This is a genomic window from Streptomyces sp. HPF1205 (assembly GCF_020400825.1).
Lineage (GTDB): Bacteria > Actinomycetota > Actinomycetes > Streptomycetales > Streptomycetaceae > Actinacidiphila.
Map to the genome: position 1 here is coordinate 84,110 of NZ_JAINVH010000014.1, position 18,005 is coordinate 102,114.

Genomic DNA, 18,005 nt, shown 5'->3' on the forward strand with positions numbered 1-18,005 from the left:
ACTTTGAGGTCAGGGCGGCTCAGGCTTGAGGTCATGGAGATGGAAGCGCGGACGGAAACGCAGACGGCGACGGAGACGGCGGCAGCGGCGGCAGCAGCAGCAGCAGCGGGGACGGCGGCAGCGGCGACGGCGGGGACGGCGCAGGCGCCCTCCTTCGCGGCGGTCCAGGCGGCGGAGTACCCGGACGTGCCCGCCGGCTACCTCAACACGGCGGCGCTGGGACTCGCCCCGGCCCGTACGGTCGCGGCCCTGCGGCAGGCGCTGGACGCCATGGCGGCGGGACGGCCGGACGTGGACACCTATGAGGAGGCGGTCGCCGCGAGCAGGGCCTCGTACGCCCGGATCACCGGGGTGCCCGTGGAGCGCGTGGCGCTGGCCTCGACGGTGGCCGAGAGCGTGGGGCTGATCGCGGCGGCGCTCCCGCGGGGAGCCGAGGTGGTGGTGCCGGAGGGCGACTTCAGCTCCCTGGTGCACCCCTTCGCCGGCCGGGGCGGGCTGGACCTGCGGATCGTGCCGCTGGACCGGGTCGCCGAGGCGGTACGGGGGCGTACGGCGCTGGTCGCGGTCAGCGCGGCGCAGTCGGCGGACGGGCGGGTCGCCGACCTGGCCGCGATCCGCGAGGCCGCGGCCGCGCACGGGGCGCGGGTGCTGGTCGACGCCACCCAGGCGGTGGGGTGGCTGCCGCTGCGGGCCGGCGACTACGACTACGTGGTCTGCCACGCCTACAAGTGGCTGCTCAGCCCGCACGGGGCGTGCTTCCTGACGGTGCGGGAGGAGGCGGAGGGGACGCTGGCCACCGGGTTCGCCGGGTGGTACGCGGGCGAGGACCCCTGGCGGTCCTGCTACGGGCCGATCGAGCGGCTCGCCCCGGGAGCCAGGCGGTTCGACGCGCGCCCGGCCTACCTGCCCTTCGTCGGCGCGGCGGCCTCGCTGAGCCTGATCGAGGAACTCACCGTCGAGGCGGTCCGGGCGCACGACCTCGCCCTGGCGGACCGCCTGCGCACGGGGCTCGCGTCCTTGGGCTACGCGCCCGTCCCGGGCCCCTCGGCGATCGTCTGCGCCACCGCCTACCCCTCGTCCGCGCCCGACCGGCTCACCCGCGCGGGCATCGGCTTCTCCCTGCGGGCGGGCTCGCTCCGGTTCTCGCCGCACCTCCACAATTCGCCCGCCGACGTCGACCGGGCCCTGAACGCCCTCGCCTGAGCCGCCCGCGGACCGCGGACCGTGGACCCGTGGACCCGTGGACCCGTGGAGCCTCGAATGTGCCGCGCCGCGGCGGGAAATTGCGTGGTCGGCGGGCGACGGGGGTGCTGGAATGCCCCGATGGACGCGAAGCGAGAAGCAGAAATACTGGAGACGTTCGACGCGCAGATGCGGCGGGATGCCGCGGGCGGGGTGCGCGTCGGGCGGGTGGTGCGGGTGAGCGGGCCGGACACGGCGTCGTGGAGCGGGGTGGTGTGGTCCGACCTGGACGAGGCGGGCGCCGACGAGGCGATCGCGGAGCAACTGCGGTGGCTGGCGTCGCCCGAGGGGAAAGGGCGGGAGTTCGAGTGGAAGCTGTACTCCCACGACCGGCCCGCGGACCTCGGTGAACGGCTGCGCGCGGCCGGGTTCGTGCCCGAGCCGCCCGAGACGCTGATGGTCGCGGAGGTCGCCGCGCTCCCGACCGAGGTACGGCTGCCCGCCGGGGTGCGGCTGGAGCCGGTCACCGACGAGCGGGGCGTCGACCTGCTCGCCCGCGTCCACGAGCAGGTCTTCGGCACGAGCGCCGCCCGCCTGCGCGAGCGCGTCCTGGCGCAGCTCGCCGAGGCCCCCGGCGAGGTGGTGCTGACCCTCGCGATGGCCGGCGACGAGCCGGTGTGCGGTGCCCGGATGGAATTGAACCCGGGCACGGACTTCGCGAGCCTGTGGGGCGGCGGCACCCTGGAGGCGTGGCGCGGCCGCGGGATCTACCGCGCGCTGGTCGCCCACCGCACCCGTATCGCCGCGGACCTCGGCGTCCGCTACCTCCAGGTGGACGCCTCCGACCAGAGCCGCCCCATCCTGCAACGCCTCGGCTTCGCCTCCCTGTCCGTAACGACGCCCTACCTCACCCAGGGGTGACCATGTCCGCACCGCCCACGCCGTCCCTGTCCTTCGTGACCAGCGTCAACGTCGGCCGGCCGCGCCCCAACCCGTGGAAGCGCCTGGACGCCACGGGCATCGACAAGCGGCCGGTGCCGGGTCCGGTGCGGGTCGCCGCACCCGGCCCGAAGGGCACCGGCGCGGTCGCTCTGGAGGGTGACCGGGTCTACGACATCAAGAACCACGGCGGCGACGACCAGGCGGTGTACGCCTACGCCCGGGAGGACCTCGACGTCTGGGAAAGGGAGTTGGGCCGGGTCTTCGCCAACGGTTCGTTCGGGGAGAACCTCACCACCACCGGTATCGACGTCAATTCCGCGCTGATCGGCGAGCGGTGGCGGATCGGCCCGGAGGTGGTGCTGGAGGTGTCCTGCCCGCGCATCCCGTGCGCGACCTTCGCCGGCTGGCTGGACGAGCGCGGCTGGATCCGTACGTTCACGCGGGCCGCGCGCCCGGGACCGTACCTGCGGGTGGTGGAGCCCGGCGAGATCGGCTCGGGCGACACGATCACCGTGCTGTCCCGGCCCGAGCACCAGGTGACGGTCGCGCTGTCCTTCCGCGCCCTCACCATGGAGCCGGAGCTGCTGCCGCTGCTGGTGGACGTCGAGGCGCTGCCGGCCCCGGACAGGGACGCGATCCGGCGCCGCCTCGCCAAGGGCACCGGGGGCGCCAAGGGCGCCGGGGACGGCGCGTAGGCCGCCTCCGGGCGCGCATCGCCGCGGCTGCCTAGGGTGTGGGGATGACCACTTCACTGGTGACAGGGGCCAGCGCCGGGATCGGTGCCGCGTTCGCCCGGCGGCTGGCGGCCGACGGCCACGATCTCGTCCTGGTCGCGCGCGACGGGAAGCGGCTGGCGGACTTCGCCGCCTCGCTGGAGGCGCGCCATGGGATCCGGGTCGAGGCGCTGCCCGCCGACCTCGCCGAGGACGAGGGCATCGCGGCGGTCGAGGACCGGCTCAGGCGTACGGACGGCCCGGTCGACGTGCTGGTCAACAACGCCGGCTTCGGCAACAAGGGGACATTCCTGCAGGCCCCCGTCGCCGACGAGCTGCGGATGCTCAAGGTGCACTGCGAGGCGGTGCTGCGGCTCACCGCGGCCGCGGCGGAGAGCATGCGGGCGCGGGGCCGCGGCTCGGTGATCAACGTCGCCTCGGTCGCCGCCTTCGTCCCGCGCGGCACGTACGGTGCGAGCAAGGCGTGGGTCGTGCAGTTCACCCAGGGCGTGGCGTACGAGCTCGCCGGCTCGGGCGTCCGCTTCCTCGCCCTGTGCCCGGGCTTCGTCCGTACCGAGTTCCACGACCGCGCGGGGATGAAGGCGTCCAACGTCCCGTCCTGGGCCTGGCTCGACGCCGACAAGGTGGTCGCCGCCGCGCTGCGCGACCTCGCCCGCGGCAGGACGGTCAGCGTTCCCGACCCGCGCTACAAGGTCGCGGCGGCCCTGGCCCGCCACACTCCCGCCGCGCTGTTCGGCGCCACCTCCACGCGGGCGGGGCGCCGCTACGACCCGAAGAACACCTGAGGACCGGAAACATCCGAGGCAAGGAAACATCCGAGCCCGGAAACGCCCGAGGCCCGGGGTCCGCGCGTGTCGCGCGGACCCCGGGCCTCACCCGGCCGGTCCGGACCCGGGGGGCCGGACCCGAGGGGTCAGTGGGAGTGGCCGTGCCCGGCGGCGGCCTCGGCCGGCTCCTCCTCCTTCTTCTCGACGACCAGGGTCTCGGTCGTCAGGAGGAGGGAGGCGATGGACGCGGCGTTCTCCAGGGCGGAACGGGTGACCTTGACCGGGTCGATGACGCCCGCCTTGACCAGGTCGACGTACTCGCCGGTGGCCGCGTTGAAGCCGTGGCCCTTGTCCAGCTCGGCGACCTTGGAGGTGATGACGTAGCCCTCCAGGCCGGCGTTCTCGGCGATCCAGCGCAGCGGCTCGACGGCGGCGCGGCGGACGACCGCGACACCGGTCGCCTCGTCGCCGGTCTTGCCGAGGTTGCCCTCCAGCACCTTGACCGCGTGGACCAGCGCCGAGCCACCGCCGGAGACGATGCCCTCCTCGACGGCCGCGCGGGTCGCGGAGATCGCGTCCTCCAGGCGGTGCTTCTTCTCCTTCAGCTCGACCTCGGTGGCCGCGCCGACCTTGATGACGCACACGCCGCCGGCCAGCTTGGCCAGCCGCTCCTGGAGCTTCTCGCGGTCCCAGTCGGAGTCGGTGGTGGCGATCTCGGCCTTGATCTGGCCGACCCGCCCCTCGATCTCCGCCTTGTCGCCGGCGCCGTCGACGATGGTGGTGTCGTCCTTGGTGACGGTCACCCGGCGGGCGCTGCCCAGCAGGTCCAGGCCCGCGCTGTCCAGCTTCAGGCCCACCTCCTCGGCGATGACGGTGCCGCCGGTCAGGGTGGCGATGTCGCCCAGCATGGCCTTGCGGCGGTCGCCGAAGCCCGGCGCCTTGACCGCGACCGCGTTGAAGGTGCCGCGGATCTTGTTGACGACCAGGGTGGACAGCGCCTCGCCCTCGACGTCCTCGGCGATGATCAGCAGCGGCTTGGAGCCGCCGGCCTGGATGACCTTCTCCAGCAGCGGCAGCAGGTCCTGGATCGAGGAGATCTTGCCCTGGTGGATGAGGATGTACGGGTCGTCGAGGACGGCCTCCATCCGCTCCTGGTCGGTCACGAAGTACGGCGACAGGTAGCCCTTGTCGAAGGCCATGCCCTCGGTGAAGTCCAGTTCGAGACCGAAGGTGTTGGACTCCTCGACGGTGATGACGCCGTCCTTGCCGACCTTGTCCATCGCCTCGGCGATCAGCTCGCCGACCTGCTTGTCCTGCGCGGACAGGGCGGCGACGGCGGCGATGTCCTCCTTGCCCTCGATCGCGCGGGCGGTGGTCAGCAGGTCCTCGGAGACGGCCTTGACGGCGGCGTCGATGCCCTTCTTCAGGGCGGCGGGGGAGGCGCCGGCGGCCACGTTGCGCAGGCCCTCGCGGACCAGGGCCTGGGCCAGCACGGTGGCGGTGGTGGTGCCGTCACCCGCGATGTCGTTGGTCTTGGTCGCCACCTCCTTGACGAGCTGCGCGCCCAGGTTCTCGTACGGGTCCTCGATCTCCACCTCGCGGGCGATCGTCACGCCGTCGTTGGTGATGGTCGGGGCGCCGAACTTCTTGTCGATGACGACGTTGCGGCCCTTGGGGCCGATGGTCACCTTCACGGTGTCGGCGAGCTTGTTGACGCCGCGCTCAAGGGCGCGACGGGCGTCCTCGTCGAATTTCAGGATCTTGGCCATTGCCTGGAACTACCTCGTCTACTCGTCAGTGCGGGGCGGCAGAGAACGTCAAGGAAACCGCCCCGGGCCCGGCCTCAAGGGCACGGACAACCCGGGGCGGGATCACGGCTGCGGCGGTGGGGCCTGGGCCTACTTCTCGACGATCGCGAGAACGTCGCGGGCCGAGAGAACGAGGTACTCCTCGTTGTTGTACTTGACCTCGGTGCCGCCGTACTTGCTGTAGAGGACGACGTCGCCCACGGCCACGTCGAGCTCCACGCGCTTGCCGTCCTCGATGCGGCCCGGGCCCACGGCCAGGACTACGCCCTCCTGGGGCTTCTCCTTGGCGGTGTCCGGGATGACCAGGCCGGAGGCCGTGGTCTGCTCGGCGTCGAGCGGCTGGACCACGATGCGGTCCTCAAGCGGCTTGATGGCAACCTTGGTGCTGGCGGTCGTCACGATCCGACCTCCCCCTTCAAAGGGCTCACGGGAGTGTCTGTCAGGGTCGGCGACCTGGTAGGCCCGTCGTCGCGGGTGCCGGACCTGCCCGTCGCTGTCTGCTTACTGGCACTCAACGCTGTCGAGTGCCAGACCCGAGACTAGGACGCTCTTAGCACTCGGTCAAGCGGAGTGCCAGACGTGCACCCATGCGGACGACAGCGGCCCCCGCGCTCCCCTCGGCCCGGCCGCGTCAGCCCCCGTGGACAATGGGCACGTGAACGGAGAAGAGTTCGCCGCCCTGCTCGGGCCGGCGGGCCGGAGCGTGCTGGAGGCCGTGCGGGACGTGGGGCCGGAGGACGAACTCGCGGCGGTCACGCGCCTGAGGAGGACGTACGAGGCCGGGCTGGTGTCCGCCGCGATGAGCCAGGCGCGGCTCAGGCGGCGGGCCGCGGCGAAGTTCGGGGCCGACGCGGAGCTGATGTACTTCACCCCGTCGGGGGTGGAGCAGGCGACCCGGCGTGTCGTGGCCGAGCACCGGGCCGGGCGGCTGCGGGCGCTCGGGGTGGGCCGGGTGGTGGACCTCTGCAGCGGCATCGGCGGCGACGCGCTGGCGTTCGCGCGGGCCGGCATCGAGGTGGTGGCCGTCGACCGCGACCCGCTGACGTGCGAGGTGGCGCGGGCCAACGCGCGGGCGCTGGGTCTGCAGGACGCGATCGAGGTGCGGTGCGAGGACGTGACGCGGGTGCCGACGCGCGGGTACGACGCGCTGTTCGCCGATCCCGCGCGCCGCACCGGCCGGGGCCGGACGTTCGACCCGGAGGCGTACTCCCCGCCGTTGTCGTGGGCGGTGGGCGCCGCCCGCGGCGTCCCTTACGCGGCGCTGAAGGTGGCGCCCGGCATCCCGCACGAGGCCGTCCCGGCGGAAGCGGAGGCCGAGTGGGTCTCGGACCGCGGGGACGTGAAGGAGGCGGCGCTGTGGTTCGGTACGGCGCCCGGCACCGTCCGCGCGACCCTGCTGCCTTCCGGGGCCGCCCTGTCGGCGGCCGAGCCGCTGCCGCCGCCCGAGGTGCGGCCGGTGGGGCGGTTCCTGTACGAGCCGGACGGCGCCGTGGTGCGCGCCCACCTGGTCGCGGCGGTCGCGGCCGGCGTGGGCGGCGGGCTGCTCGACGCGACCATCGCCTACGTGACGGCCGACGAGCCGCGCCCGACCCCGTACGCGACGGCGTACGAGATCACCGACGCGCTGCCGTTCAACCTCAAGCGGCTCAAGGCGCTGCTGCGCGAGCGCGGGGTGGGCGTGCTCACCGTGAAGAAGCGCGGCTCGGCCGTGGAACCGGAGGAGGTGCGGCGCCGGGTCGCGCCGCGGGGCCCGAACCGGGCCACGGTCTTCCTGACCCGGGTGGCCGGGACGCCCTCGATGCTCATCGGGCAGCCGCTGGACGGCCGCTGACGCCGGCGGGGCGGGTCCGGTGGGCCGTACGTCCGGTGGACCGTACGGGCGCGGTCAGACGTAGTCCTCCAGGTTGGCGACCGTGAAGCCCTGGGCGGCGATCTCCTTCAGCAGGTTCGCGGTCATTTTGGTCATCGACTCGCCCTTGAGCTGCGCGGGGCCGCGGAAGTGGGCCAGGATGATGTCGCCGGGGTGGAAACGCTTGCCCGGGTCCTGGAAGGTGACCCGCTTTATCTGCATCGACTCCCGCCACAGGATGATCGCCCGCAGGCCGCCGCAGGACTTCACGGCCTCGCGGGTGGCCGTGTTGTAGGCGCCGTACGGCGGCCGGAACAGGCCGGGCCGCACCCCGTACTCCTTGGCGAGCTTGCCCTGCTGGGCGCAGATCTCGTGCTTCTGCGCGGCCAGGGACTTCAGCGGCAGGTCGGGGTGGCTGAGGGTGTGGTCCTCGATGGAGTTGCCGAGCCGCTGCAGCGGGCGGAAGTAGCCGTAGTCGCTCTTGATGATGTCGTCGGTCAGGAACATCGTGAACGGCACCCGCAGGTCCCGCATCATCCGGACGAAGGCCGGGTCCTTCTCGGCGCCGTCGTCGAAGGTCACGAAGACGATCTTCTTGTCGGTGGGGACGCGGCTGACCACCGGGACGACCGGGCCGCCGGTCCGTACCGGCTTCACCGCCGGCGGGGCGGGCGGGAGCGCGAGGACGGGGATGCCCCACTTGCGGAACGCGGCGGCGCGGGCGGCCGGGCCCGGCTCCGGGTCGCCGTTCTTCCGGCCGCCCCCGCCGGACCCGCCCGTCGTCCTGGTCGCGCCCGCCGGCGGGCCCGTGTGGGCCGGGGAATTGGAGGAGGAGACGCTCGAACATCCGGACAGCACGCCGGAGACGAGGACCAGGCCTATGGCGGCCAGGAGCGGGAGAACCGCTTTCAGACGCATGGAGGGGTGCCCTGTTTCGGAGCCGGGGTAACCGCGGTCGCGGGTGCGCGCCCGGGGGTGGTGGTCCCGGCCGCGCGCCCACCCTGGCTGATGCGGGATTCAGGCCCTGGGTTCCACGGACACCGACATGAACCGCCAGCGGTGGATCTCGCGGCGGACCAGCACGGGGTCGGGGTCGGGCAGTTCGGGCAGCTCGGCGTCATAGGGTGCGTCCCACCAGGTGATGACCAGCACCCGGTCGCCCGGCGCGGTGAGGAACTCCCGGCGGCGGGGCGTCCCGGGCAGGGCGGGGGCCTGCGCCCTGGCCCAGTCCAGGAGTTCGGGGCCGCGGCCCTCGGCGGCGGCGGCCTCCCACATCAGGGTGACGGTCATCCGTACAGGTTGTCCTTGCTCAGCTCGTGGTCGTGGTCGTGGTCGTGGCCGTGGTCGTGGCCGTGGGCCTGACCGTGGACGTGGGCCCGGGCCTGTCCGCCGGTCTCCCCCGCCCGTTCCTGGGCCCGCTCCCGCGGGGCAGGGTGCGTGTGGCCCGGGACCGACACCTCGGTCAGCGGCAGCGAGGAGTCGGCGGGCAGGTCGAAGGTGGAGGCGGGGCGGCCACGGGCCACCATCTCGGCCCCGAGGGCGGCGACCATGGCTCCATTGTCCGTGCACAGGCCGGGTCGCGGCACCCGCAGCCGGATGCCCGCGTCCTCGCAGCGCTCCAGGGCCAGCGCGCGCAGCCGGGAGTTGGCGGCCACTCCCCCGCCGATCATCAGGTGGTCGACGCCGTTGTCCTTGCACGCCCTGATCGCCTTGCGGGTCAGCACGTCCACCACGGCCTCCTGGAAGGAGGCGGCCACGTCGGCGACCGGCACCTCGCGGCCCTCGCGGCGGCGGCCCTCGACCCAGCGGGCCACGGCGGTCTTCAGGCCGGAGAAGGAGAAGTCGTACAGCGGGTCGCGTCCGCCGGTCAGGCCGCGCGGGAACGCGATGGCGGCCGCGTCGCCCTCGCGCGCGTACCGGTCGATGACCGGGCCGCCGGGGAACCCGAGGCCGAGGACGCGGGCCACCTTGTCGAAGGCCTCGCCCGCCGCGTCGTCGATCGTCGAGCCGAGCGGGCGCACGTCGCTGGTGATGTCCGGGGCCAGCAGCAGCGAGGAGTGGCCGCCGGAGACGAGCAGCGCCATCGTCGGCTCGGGCAGCGCGCCGTGTTCGAGCTGGTCGACGCAGATGTGGGAGGCGAGGTGGTTGACGCCGTAGAGCGGCTTGCCGAGCGCGAAGGCGTACGCCTTGGCCGCCGACACGCCGACCAGCAGCGCCCCGGCCAGCCCGGGACCGGCGGTCACCGCGATGCCGTCCAGGTCGCGGGCGCTCACGCCCGCCTGGTCCAGCGCGCGCCTGATGGTGGGGACCATCGCCTCCAGGTGGGCGCGGCTGGCCACCTCGGGCACCACGCCGCCGTAGCGGGCGTGCTCGTCCACGCTGGACGCGATGGCGTCGGCCAGCAGGGTGCGGCCGCGTACGACCCCGACCCCGGTCTCGTCGCACGAGGTCTCGATGCCCAGCACAAGGGGTTCGTCAGCCATGGATCTCGGTTTCCTGTACGTCCGCTGCTTCTGCGTCTTCGTCTGCGTCCGGCGCGTGCTCGTCCGGGGCCGGTGCCGGTGCCGCCGATGCGTCCGCCGCTGCCGCCGTCGTGCCATGGGCCGCGCCCGCGTCCACGGCCGGAGCGCCGCCGGTGGCCTCGGTGCCGCCGGCGCCGCCGGTGCCGTCGCGTACCGCCGCGGGGGCGGCCGCGCCCGGCGCCGGGTCGGCGAGCCGCATGACCAGGGCGTCCACGTTGCCGGGCTGGTAGTAGCCGCGGCGGATGCCGATGGGTTCGAAGCCGAACCGCCGGTAGAGGCGCTGGGCGCGCTCGTTGTCGACCCGGACCTCCAGGAGCACCTCGTGGCACTCGGCGGCGGTGGCGGCGCGCAGCAGCGCGGTCAGCAGTGCCGAACCCAGGCCCGTGCCCCAGTGGTCGCGAGCGGTGGCGATGGTCTGCACGTCGCCGGTCCCGGCGACCGCGGCGAGCCCGGCGTACCCGACGATCCGGCCGCCGCCGTCCTCGGCGACGACATACGTGCGGGTGCCCCCCGGGTGCCGCGCGTCGGCGAGTTCGGACCAGAACATGCCGCGCGACCAGGCGTCCTCGGGGAACAGCTCCTGCTCCAGGGCGATCACGGCGTCCAGGTCCCACCAGCGCATGGCCCGAAGCGCCACCCCGCCGGTGTGCGGCCCGCCCCGGCCGTCCGGCCCGGCCGGCCTGTCCGGTGCGGTCACGTGGGCAGGACCGCCTTGTAGCCGGCGGGGACCTGCGCGTCGGGGCGGCGCAGGTAGAGCGGGAGCGGGGGCTCGAAGGGCTCGCCGGCGGCGAGCCGGTGCGCCGCCAGGGCCGCGAGCGCGCCCGCCGACTGGTGGGCGGGGTCGGGCCGGTGGCCGGTGAACACGTCGGGGTAGAGAGCGGCTCCCGCGCCCACCGCGGGCAGGCCGCGCACGGCGTCGGCGATGTCGGCGGGGCGGTCCACGGCGGGCTCGGTGACACGGCGGCCGGGGCCGTCGTACCGCGCCCAGTAGACCTCCTTGCGGCGGGCGTCGGTGGCGACCACGAACGGGCCGTCGAGGCCGGCCTCGCCCGCCGCCCACGCCAGCCCGTCGAGGGTGCACACGCCGTGGACGGGGATGCCGAGGCTGTCGCCGAACGCGGCCGCCGTGACCAGCCCGACCCGCAGCCCGGTGTACGGGCCCGGGCCGACGCCGACCACGACGCCGGTGACCTCGTCCAGGCCGCGGCCGGCGGTGGCCGTCACCCGCTCGACGGCGGGGACGAGCAGCTCTCCGTGCCGGCGCGCGTCCACCGTGGTGGATTCGGCGAGCACCTTTTCCCCGTCGTGCAGGGCGGCGGTGACGGCGGGTGTGGCGGTGTCGAAGGCAAGCAGGAGCACGGCACCAGCCTACGGCGCGCGCCCGCGCGGGCGGGGCGGAGGGCGCCGCGGCTGTTACCGTCGAGCCGGACCGGATACCGACAATCCCCATCAAGTCCGGCGATTCACCCGAGGGTGGTTCGCGTGTACGCGCGAGCTCCCGCCGACGCTTTCGGACGTACGGAGGTGCCGCGTGGTAACGATCTCGTCCCGCACGCTGGTCACCGGGCTGCTCGCGGCAGCCCTCGGCACGGTCGGGCTGCTGACCGTGCAGGCCGCCGATTCGGCGGGCACCGCTCCGGCCGGAACGGCAGGAGGGACGGCAGGGGCGGGAGCGGCCGGGCTGGGCGCCGGGCGCGGCGCGGGTCCCGCGACCGGTCACGGCACGACCCGGCTGCCGGCCGGTTCCGGGACCGGGGAGCGGGTGGTCTACAGCCTGTCCGGCGGCCGGGTGTGGCTGGTCGGCGGGCACGGCGAGGTGGTCCGCAGCTTCGCCGTGGTCGGCGGCGGCCTGCCGCCGTCGGTAGGGCCCCACAAGGTGTTCGCCCGCCGCCAGGGCGGTCGGGGCGGCGACGGCGTGAAGGTCGAGCACGTCGTGCTCTTCGCCGAGACCGACGGGCTGAACATCGGTTTCAGCGCTGCCGCCGACGGCTCCATGGCGGCCCGCGACCCGGCGATGCGCAGCGGGGCGGTCCGGGAGAGCCGGGCGGACGCGGCCGCGCTGTGGCAGCGCGCGCCGATCGGGGCGGCCGTGGTGGTCGTGCGGTGAGGTTGCGGTGGTGATTCACCCGTTCGGTCGAATGAGCCGACAGCCTGTCGGGAAGATATTGCGGACCGGCGGTTCCCCATGGTGTGCTTGGAGACGAACCCTTTGGTCAGGGTTGCCTCACTTCGCCAGTTTCAGGGAGGCGCGCATGCCGGCCACCTCGGCCCATGACCCGCGGGACCCGCGGCCGCCCGGCACGCCGTCGGTCGACGCCGTGCTCGCCGCGTGCGCCGCCGCCCGTACCGTGTCGACCCCACCGCCCGCGCGGCCGTCCACCCGGCCGTCGGCCTCGCCGTCCGTCTCCTCGCCGTCCGCCGACGAGGACCGGCCGGGGCAGGCCCCGGCCTCTCGCACCCCGGTGCGCGCCCCCGTCCCGGACCCGGACCGCGACGCGGCCTGAGGCGCGGGCGGGCCGGCACGACCCGCCCGGACCCGTAACGGTCCGGACCCGCACGGACCCGTAACCGGTCCTTACGCAAGGCGCGGGGCGGTCAGCCCCGCAGGACGTCCAGGTTCTCCGCGGCCCAGCGCGGGCCGATGCCGGTGACCGTGACCTCCCGCGGCCCGTCAGGACCGGTGACGCCGCCCCCGTCGTCGGGGCCGCCCGGCTCGCGCCCGATCACCACCTGCAGCCGCGCCTCGGACAGGTCCTCGACCTTGCCCTCGCCCCACTCCACGACCACCACGGACTCCGGCAGCGAGACGTCCAGGTCCAGGTCCTCCATCTCGTCCAGGCCGCCGCCGAGGCGGTAGGCGTCGACGTGGACCAGGGCGGGGCCGCCGGTCAGCGAGGGGTGGACCCGCGCTATGACGAAGGTCGGCGAGGTGACGGCTCCGCGCACCCCCAGCCCCTCACCGAGGCCGCGGGTCAGCGTGGTCTTGCCGGCGCCCAGGTCGCCGCTGAGCAGGACCAGGTCACCGGGGGCGAGCAGGGACGCCAGCCTGCGGCCCAGTTCGCGCATGCGCTCGGCGGTCCCGACGGTGATCGTGACCGCCGGGGCGTCGTCCTGTTCCGTACCCGCCGGGTACTGGTCGTGCGGTGTGCCCATGATTGCTGATGCTACTTGTCGGCCGCCGCTGTGAGGTCGCGAAGCCCCTGAGGAACGGGAGCGCGCACCGCGTCGCAGGCGTGCGAGACGAGTGCGGCCAGCGCGCGGTTCACCAGGTCGGGCCGCTCCAGTATGACCAGGTGGCCCGCGCCGTCGATGACGACCAGCTCGGCGCCGGGCAGTTTCTCGGCGATCTCGGCGCTGTGCGCGCTGGGGGTGAGCAGGTCCTTCTCCCCCGCCAGCACCAGCCCGGGCAAAGCGTCGAACCCGGCCAGCGCTTCGGCCTTGTCGTGGGTGGTGAACGCCGGGTAGAACTCGGCGACCACGTCGATCGGCGTGTCCTCGATCAGCCGCTCGGCGAACCGCTGGACGGCCGGGTCCACGTCGTCCGAGCCGAACGAGTACCGCTTGACGACCCCGGTGAACAGGTCGGCGGTGGCACCGCGCGCCCGCTCCACCAGCTCGGCCTGCCGGCCGAGCACCCGCAGCAGGCCCGGCGCGAGGAGGCGGAAGGCCCTGGCCCCGGCGGCCGGCAGGCCCAGGGTGACGGCGGCGAGCTTGCCCGCGGAGGTCGACAGGAAGGCGACACCGGCCACCCGCTCCCGGACGTAGTCGGGGAACTGGTCGGCGAGGGCCATGACGGTCATGCCGCCCATGGAGTGGCCGACCAGGACCACCGGTCCCTCGGGCACGGCGGCGTCGAGCACGGCCTTCAGGTCGCGGCCGAGCTGGTCGATGGTGACCGGTCCGCCCGCCGCCTGGTCGCGGCCGCGCTCGCTGCGGCCGTGGCTGCGCTGGTCCCAGTAGACGGCCCGCACGGCGCCGCGCAGGGCGGCGCGCTGGAAGTGCCAGGAGTCCTGGTTGAGGCAGTAGCCGTGGCAGAAGACGACGGTGACCGGCCGGACCTGCGGGGCGGCGCCCTTGGCCGGGCGGCGCAGCCAGCCCCTGCCGCGCCGCTGCGGTACGGCGGGCGCCGGCGGCTCGGCGGCGTCCTCGACCTCGTAGTAGAGCTCGGTGCCGTCCTCGGCCGCGGTGGTGCCGGGGGCGCCGCGCAGCGTCCCGTACGGCCCCGCGGCGTCCAGCGCGAGACGGGCCTCGCGCCGCACCGAACGGCTCACCGTGGCGCGCTCGATCGCCATGCCGGCGGCGGCCCCGGCCGCCACCACCCCGATCGCGGCGCCGACCAGCCCGGCCCGCTCCCACTTCGCCTCGGCCACGGCGCTCAGCGCCCGTCCAGGTGGATCCGCGGTACGCGGGAGCCGACGCGGGTGACGATCTCGTACGCGATGGTGCCGCAGGCGCGGGCCCAGTCCTCGGCGGTCGGCTCGCCGCGGTCGCCGGGGCCGAAGAGGACGGCCTCGTCGCCGGGCTCCGCGGTGTCGCCGCCGAGGTCCAGCACGAACTGGTCCATCGCCACCCGGCCCGCGATCGTCCGCCACTTTCCGGCGACCAGCACCGGGCCCGCGGACGAGGCGTGCCGCGGCACTCCGTCCGCGTACCCCACGGGGACCAGCGCGAGGGTGGTCTCGCCCGGCGTGACGTACTGGTGCCCGTAGCTGACGCCGTGGCCGCCGGGGACCCGCTTGACCGAGGCGAGGCGGGCGGAGAGCGTCATCACCGGCCGCAGCCCGAAGTCCGCCGGGGCGCCGACCTGGGGCACCGGCGAGATCCCGTACATCGCCACGCCGGGGCGCACGAGGTCGAAGTGGGACTCGGGGAGGGTGAGGGTGCCCGGCGAGTTGGCGATGTGCCGGACCTCCGGTTCGAGGCCGGCGTCCGCGGCGCGGTCGACGGCCTCGCGGAAGATGCCCAGTTCGCGGTCGATCGAGGGGTGGCCGGGCTCGTCGGCGCAGGAGAAGTGCGCCCACACGCCGGTGACCTTGATCAGGCCGTCCCGCTCGGCCGCGCGGGCGGCCCTGGTCAGGTCGGGCCAGTCGGCGGGCTGCGCCCCGTTGCGCCCCAGGCCCGCGTCGATCTTGAGCTGGACGCGGGCGGTGCGGCCGGCCGCGCGCGCCGCCGCCACCGCCTCCTCCAGCGCCCAGCGGGCGCTGACCGTCACGTCGATGTCGGCCGCCACGCACTCGCGCCACGGGCCGCCGGGCGTCCACAGCCAGCACAGCACCCGGCCGCCCAGCCCGGCCGCGCGCAGGGCGAGCGCCTCCTCGGGCGTGGCCACGCCCAGCCACTGCGCGCCCGCCTCCAGCGCGGCGCGGGCGCAGGGCACCATGCCGTGCCCGTAGGCGTCGGCCTTGAGGACGGCCATGAACGCCGCGCCGGGTGCCTTGGCCCGGAGCGCGGCGACGTTGGCCCGCAGCGCGGCCAGGTCGATGGCCGCCCAGGCGCGCGGGGGCGGGACGCGGGTGGGGCCGGTGCCGTTCGTGGTGCCGTTCGTGCCGTTCATCACGGACAGTGTCTCAGGCGCGGGCCGCCCGGCGGCGACGCCTGTCCACAGGGCGCGGGCGGCGGGGGTGCGGCCGGTTCCTGACGGCAGGACGCGGCGCGGCACGGGAGGCGGTGCTCGTACAGGGCCCACTCGCCGCACAGGGTGCGGTCGGCCGGCGGGCGCCTTTGCCGCGTCCGCCGGCCGGCCGTCAGCCGCACACGTTGCGCCAGGCAGCCGGGACCGCCTCGGCCACGTCCGCCGCCGACAACGGCCCCTCGGCGAGGCGGGCCGCGAGGCCGTGCAGGTAGGCGCCGCAGGAGGCGGCGTCCAGGGCCGGGAGGCCGCCCGCGAGCAGCGAGCCGGTCAGGCCGGACAGCACGTCGCCGCTGCCGGCGGTGGCGAGCCAGGGCGTACCGGTCGGATTGACGCGAACCGGAACAGCCGGGTCCGGATCGGCGATCAGGGTGGTGGAGCCCTTGAGCAGTACGGTGGCGCGCAGCCGCGCGGCCAGCGCGCGAACGGCTTCCAGGCGGCGCGCCTCCACCTCCTCGCGCGCCCACCCCAGGAGGGCGGCCGCCTCCCCGGCGTGCGGGGTCAGGACGGTGGGCGCGGCCCGGCCACGTACCGCGTCGGCGTCCATCAGCCGCAGCCCGTCGGCGTCCACCAGGACGGGCACGTCGGAGGCGAGCACCTCGGCCACCGCCCGGCGGGCGTCCGCCTCGTCGCCGAGGCCGGGGCCGGCCACCCACGCCTGCACGCGGCCCGCCTGGTGCGGCGAACCGCTCGACACGAGCGTCTCGGGGTGCCGGGCGAGCACCGCGTCGCCGCCGGCGCCCACGTACCGCACGGCCCCGGCGCCCGCCCGCAGCGCCCCGGACACGGCGAGGACGGCCGCCCCCGGGTAGCGCGGGGAGCCGGCCACGACACCGATGACGCCACGCCGGTACTTGTCGCTCTCGCCCTTCGGACGCGGCAGCAGCGCGGCCACGTCGGCGTGCTGCGGCGACTCGACGTCCGGGGCGCCGAGGTCGCCGCCCAGGCCGATGTCGACCAGGTGGAGTGCGCCGGCGAACCCGGCGGCCGGGTCGATGAGATGGGCGGGCTTGTACGTCCCGAAGGTCACGGTGACGTCCGCGCGGACGGCCGCCCCCTGCACCTCGCCGCTGTCGGCGTCCACGCCGCTGGGCAGGTCGACGGCGACGACGGCGGCCCCGGACCGGTGCGCGGCCTCGGCGAGCGGCACGGCCGCAGGCCGCAGGCCCCCCTTGCCGCCGATACCGGTGATGCCGTCGAGCACGAGGGCCGCCCGGTCGATCAGGGCCTCCCCCTGCTCCGGGCCGACCGCCCGCCCGCCCGCGGCCCGCAGCGCCGCCAGTCCCCCGGCGTGCGCCCGCTCCGGGCTGAGCAGCACGGCCGTGACGGCGGCCCCGCGCCGCGCCAGCCGGGCGCCCGCGTACAGCGCGTCCCCGCCGTTGTCCCCGCTCCCGGTCAGCACCACCACCCGCGCGCCCGAGACCCTGCCCAGCAACCGCGCGCCCACCGCGGCCAGCCCGGCCGCCGCCCGCTGCATCAACGCCCCTTCGGGCAACCGTCCCATGAGCGCCCGCTCGGCCTCCCGCACGACCGCCACGCTGTGCCCGTACCTCATCCACCGACCTCCCGGACTCCGGATCCCCCCATCTTCCCCGCCGGGCCCCGGGCCCGCCCGCGCGCCCGGCAGCCCGGGAGGCTGGTTGTGCAATTTTCCGTACACGAGGAGGTGTCCCATGAAGACCATGACGTATTCCGAGTCGCGCGCCAGGTACGCCGAAGTACTCGACTCGGTCAACGACGACCGCGAGGAAGTCGTCATCACGCGCGCCGGACATGAACCGGCCGTGATCGTGTCACTCGCTGAGTACGAGTCGCTGAAGGAGACCGCGTACCTGCTGAGGAGCCCGGCCAACGCCCGGCGCCTGCTCGCCTCGATCGACCGACTCGAGCACGGCGGCGGCACGCCTCGCGAACTGGTGGACGACGAGTGAAGGTCGTCTTCGACGAAACGCCGTGGGCGGACTACCAGTGGTGGCAGACCCAGGACCGCAAGGTCCTGAAGCGGATCAACGTCCTCATCGCGGACATCGCCCGCAACGGCAACGAAGGAATCGGCAAGCCCGAACCGCTCAAGCACGGCTTCCACGGCTACTGGTTTCGGCGGATCACCGAGGAACACCGCCTCGTGTACCGAATCGACGAGGACGAGATCCGCGTCGCCGCCTGCCGCTACCACTACGGGAACTGACGGACCCACACCCTCACGCCTCCGCTATCACCACCGCCGAGGCGATGCCCGCGTCGTGACTCAGCGACAGGTGCCAGGTCGTCACACCCAGGGCGGCGGCGTGGGCGGCGACCGTGCCGCGGACGATCAGGTGGGGGCGGCCCGATGAGGTGGTGACGACCTCCGCGTCGAGCCAGTGCAGGCCCGGCGGGGCGCCCAGGGACTTCGCCAGGGCCTCCTTGGCGGCGAAACGGGCGGCCAGGGAGGCGATGCCCCGGCGGTCACCGCTGGGCAGGTGCAGCTCGTCGTGGTTGAACAGGCGCTCGGCCATGCCCGGGGTGCGGTCCAGGGCCTCGGCGAAGCGGCCGATCTCCGCCACGTCGATCCCGACTCCGACGATCACCC

General features: G+C 74.8%; 20 protein-coding genes and 1 pseudogene. 9 read left to right on the forward strand and 12 right to left on the reverse strand.

The genetic code is table 11. The annotated features are described in order from the left end of the window. Positions 1-33 precede the first annotated feature (33 nt). The 4 genes from K7G61_RS17800 to K7G61_RS17815 all read left to right on the forward strand — a co-directional run bounded on the left by K7G61_RS17800 (position 34) and on the right by K7G61_RS17815 (position 3,643). A complete protein-coding gene (locus tag K7G61_RS17800) occupies positions 34-1,203 on the forward strand; it encodes an aminotransferase class V-fold PLP-dependent enzyme (protein WP_225847852.1) in 1,170 nt (389 codons plus the stop codon). 120 nt (positions 1,204-1,323) lie between these two features. Then, positions 1,324-2,103: a GNAT family N-acetyltransferase gene (locus K7G61_RS17805; protein ID WP_225847853.1), complete on the forward strand. Its 780-nt coding sequence runs from the start codon at positions 1,324-1,326 to the stop codon at positions 2,101-2,103. Positions 2,104-2,105: 2 nt separating this feature from the next. Next, positions 2,106-2,819 carry an MOSC domain-containing protein gene (locus tag K7G61_RS17810; protein ID WP_225847854.1) on the forward strand — a complete coding sequence of 238 codons (714 nt, stop codon included), beginning with the start codon at positions 2,106-2,108 and terminating at the stop codon, positions 2,817-2,819. A gap of 44 nt (positions 2,820-2,863) precedes the next feature. After that, positions 2,864-3,643, forward strand: coding sequence for an SDR family oxidoreductase (locus K7G61_RS17815; protein ID WP_225847855.1), 780 nt, complete (start codon positions 2,864-2,866; stop codon positions 3,641-3,643). Between the two features lie 128 nt (positions 3,644-3,771). Here K7G61_RS17815 and groL read toward each other — a convergent pair whose 3' ends face one another. Both groL and groES read right to left on the reverse strand, forming a co-directional pair. Next, positions 3,772-5,394 (reverse strand): chaperonin GroEL, encoded by a 1,623-nt coding sequence (groL, locus tag K7G61_RS17820; RefSeq protein WP_225847856.1) that lies wholly within the window; start codon positions 5,392-5,394, stop codon positions 3,772-3,774. Between the two features lie 129 nt (positions 5,395-5,523). Beyond that, on the reverse strand, positions 5,524-5,832 hold the full coding sequence (gene groES, locus K7G61_RS17825; RefSeq protein WP_225847857.1) for a co-chaperone GroES: 309 nt from the start codon (positions 5,830-5,832) through the stop codon (positions 5,524-5,526). A gap of 256 nt (positions 5,833-6,088) precedes the next feature. Here groES and K7G61_RS17830 point away from each other — a divergent pair, with 256 nt between their 5' ends. Next, positions 6,089-7,264, forward strand: coding sequence for a class I SAM-dependent methyltransferase (locus K7G61_RS17830; protein ID WP_225847858.1), 1,176 nt, complete (start codon positions 6,089-6,091; stop codon positions 7,262-7,264). A 54-nt stretch (positions 7,265-7,318) separates the two neighbouring features. Here K7G61_RS17830 and K7G61_RS17835 read toward each other — a convergent pair whose 3' ends face one another. From K7G61_RS17835 to tsaB, 5 genes and pseudogenes are all read right to left on the reverse strand, one after another. Beyond that, the gene (locus tag K7G61_RS17835) at positions 7,319-8,200 is read right to left on the reverse strand and encodes a polysaccharide deacetylase family protein (RefSeq protein ID WP_225847859.1); all 882 of its coding nucleotides are present in this window, start codon (positions 8,198-8,200) and stop codon (positions 7,319-7,321) included. A 99-nt stretch (positions 8,201-8,299) separates the two neighbouring features. Continuing rightward, positions 8,300-8,572 carry a hypothetical protein gene (locus K7G61_RS17840; RefSeq protein WP_225847860.1) on the reverse strand — a complete coding sequence of 91 codons (273 nt, stop codon included), beginning with the start codon at positions 8,570-8,572 and terminating at the stop codon, positions 8,300-8,302. Continuing rightward, positions 8,569-9,765: a tRNA (adenosine(37)-N6)-threonylcarbamoyltransferase complex transferase subunit TsaD gene (gene tsaD / locus K7G61_RS17845; RefSeq protein ID WP_225847861.1), complete on the reverse strand. Its 1,197-nt coding sequence runs from the start codon at positions 9,763-9,765 to the stop codon at positions 8,569-8,571. Before tsaD ends, K7G61_RS17840 begins: the two co-directional genes overlap by 4 nt. A 178-nt stretch (positions 9,766-9,943) precedes the next feature. Next, positions 9,944-10,426: pseudogene (rimI, locus tag K7G61_RS17850) on the reverse strand (ribosomal protein S18-alanine N-acetyltransferase); the annotation flags it as partial. Positions 10,427-10,497: 71 nt separating this feature from the next. Next, the gene (gene tsaB, locus K7G61_RS17855; RefSeq protein ID WP_225847862.1) at positions 10,498-11,163 is read right to left on the reverse strand and encodes a tRNA (adenosine(37)-N6)-threonylcarbamoyltransferase complex dimerization subunit type 1 TsaB; all 666 of its coding nucleotides are present in this window, start codon (positions 11,161-11,163) and stop codon (positions 10,498-10,500) included. Between the two features lie 172 nt (positions 11,164-11,335). On the opposite strand from tsaB, the gene K7G61_RS17860 reads away from it, so the two are divergent. Continuing rightward, on the forward strand, positions 11,336-11,911 hold the full coding sequence (locus K7G61_RS17860) for a hypothetical protein (protein WP_225847863.1): 576 nt from the start codon (positions 11,336-11,338) through the stop codon (positions 11,909-11,911). A gap of 145 nt (positions 11,912-12,056) precedes the next feature. Then, positions 12,057-12,308 (forward strand): hypothetical protein, encoded by a 252-nt coding sequence (locus K7G61_RS17865; protein WP_225847864.1) that lies wholly within the window; start codon positions 12,057-12,059, stop codon positions 12,306-12,308. 91 nt (positions 12,309-12,399) lie between these two features. On the opposite strand, the gene tsaE is transcribed toward K7G61_RS17865, so the two are convergent. From tsaE to K7G61_RS17885, 4 genes are all read right to left on the reverse strand, one after another. After that, positions 12,400-12,957, reverse strand: a complete 558-nt coding sequence (gene tsaE / locus K7G61_RS17870; RefSeq protein ID WP_374204155.1) for a tRNA (adenosine(37)-N6)-threonylcarbamoyltransferase complex ATPase subunit type 1 TsaE — start codon at positions 12,955-12,957, stop codon at positions 12,400-12,402. 11 nt (positions 12,958-12,968) lie between these two features. Then, positions 12,969-14,174 carry an alpha/beta fold hydrolase gene (locus K7G61_RS17875; RefSeq protein WP_225847865.1) on the reverse strand — a complete coding sequence of 402 codons (1,206 nt, stop codon included), beginning with the start codon at positions 14,172-14,174 and terminating at the stop codon, positions 12,969-12,971. Positions 14,175-14,179: 5 nt separating this feature from the next. Next, on the reverse strand, positions 14,180-15,358 hold the full coding sequence (gene alr, locus K7G61_RS17880; RefSeq protein WP_225847866.1) for an alanine racemase: 1,179 nt from the start codon (positions 15,356-15,358) through the stop codon (positions 14,180-14,182). 190 nt (positions 15,359-15,548) lie between these two features. Further along, a complete protein-coding gene (locus K7G61_RS17885) occupies positions 15,549-16,988 on the reverse strand; it encodes an NAD(P)H-hydrate dehydratase (RefSeq protein WP_225847867.1) in 1,440 nt (479 codons plus the stop codon). 118 nt (positions 16,989-17,106) lie between these two features. Between K7G61_RS17885 and K7G61_RS17890 the strand changes: the two genes are divergently transcribed. Together K7G61_RS17890 and K7G61_RS17895 are read left to right on the forward strand one after the other, a co-directional pair. Then, on the forward strand, positions 17,107-17,364 hold the full coding sequence (locus tag K7G61_RS17890; RefSeq protein ID WP_225847868.1) for a type II toxin-antitoxin system Phd/YefM family antitoxin: 258 nt from the start codon (positions 17,107-17,109) through the stop codon (positions 17,362-17,364). Further along, positions 17,361-17,621 (forward strand): Txe/YoeB family addiction module toxin, encoded by a 261-nt coding sequence (locus K7G61_RS17895; RefSeq protein ID WP_225847869.1) that lies wholly within the window; start codon positions 17,361-17,363, stop codon positions 17,619-17,621. The genes K7G61_RS17890 and K7G61_RS17895 overlap by 4 nt, the downstream gene beginning before the upstream one ends. 13 nt (positions 17,622-17,634) lie before the next feature. On the opposite strand, the gene K7G61_RS17900 is transcribed toward K7G61_RS17895, so the two are convergent. Beyond that, on the reverse strand, positions 17,635-18,003 hold the full coding sequence (locus K7G61_RS17900) for a holo-ACP synthase (protein WP_225847870.1): 369 nt from the start codon (positions 18,001-18,003) through the stop codon (positions 17,635-17,637). Positions 18,004-18,005: the final 2 nt, after the last annotated feature.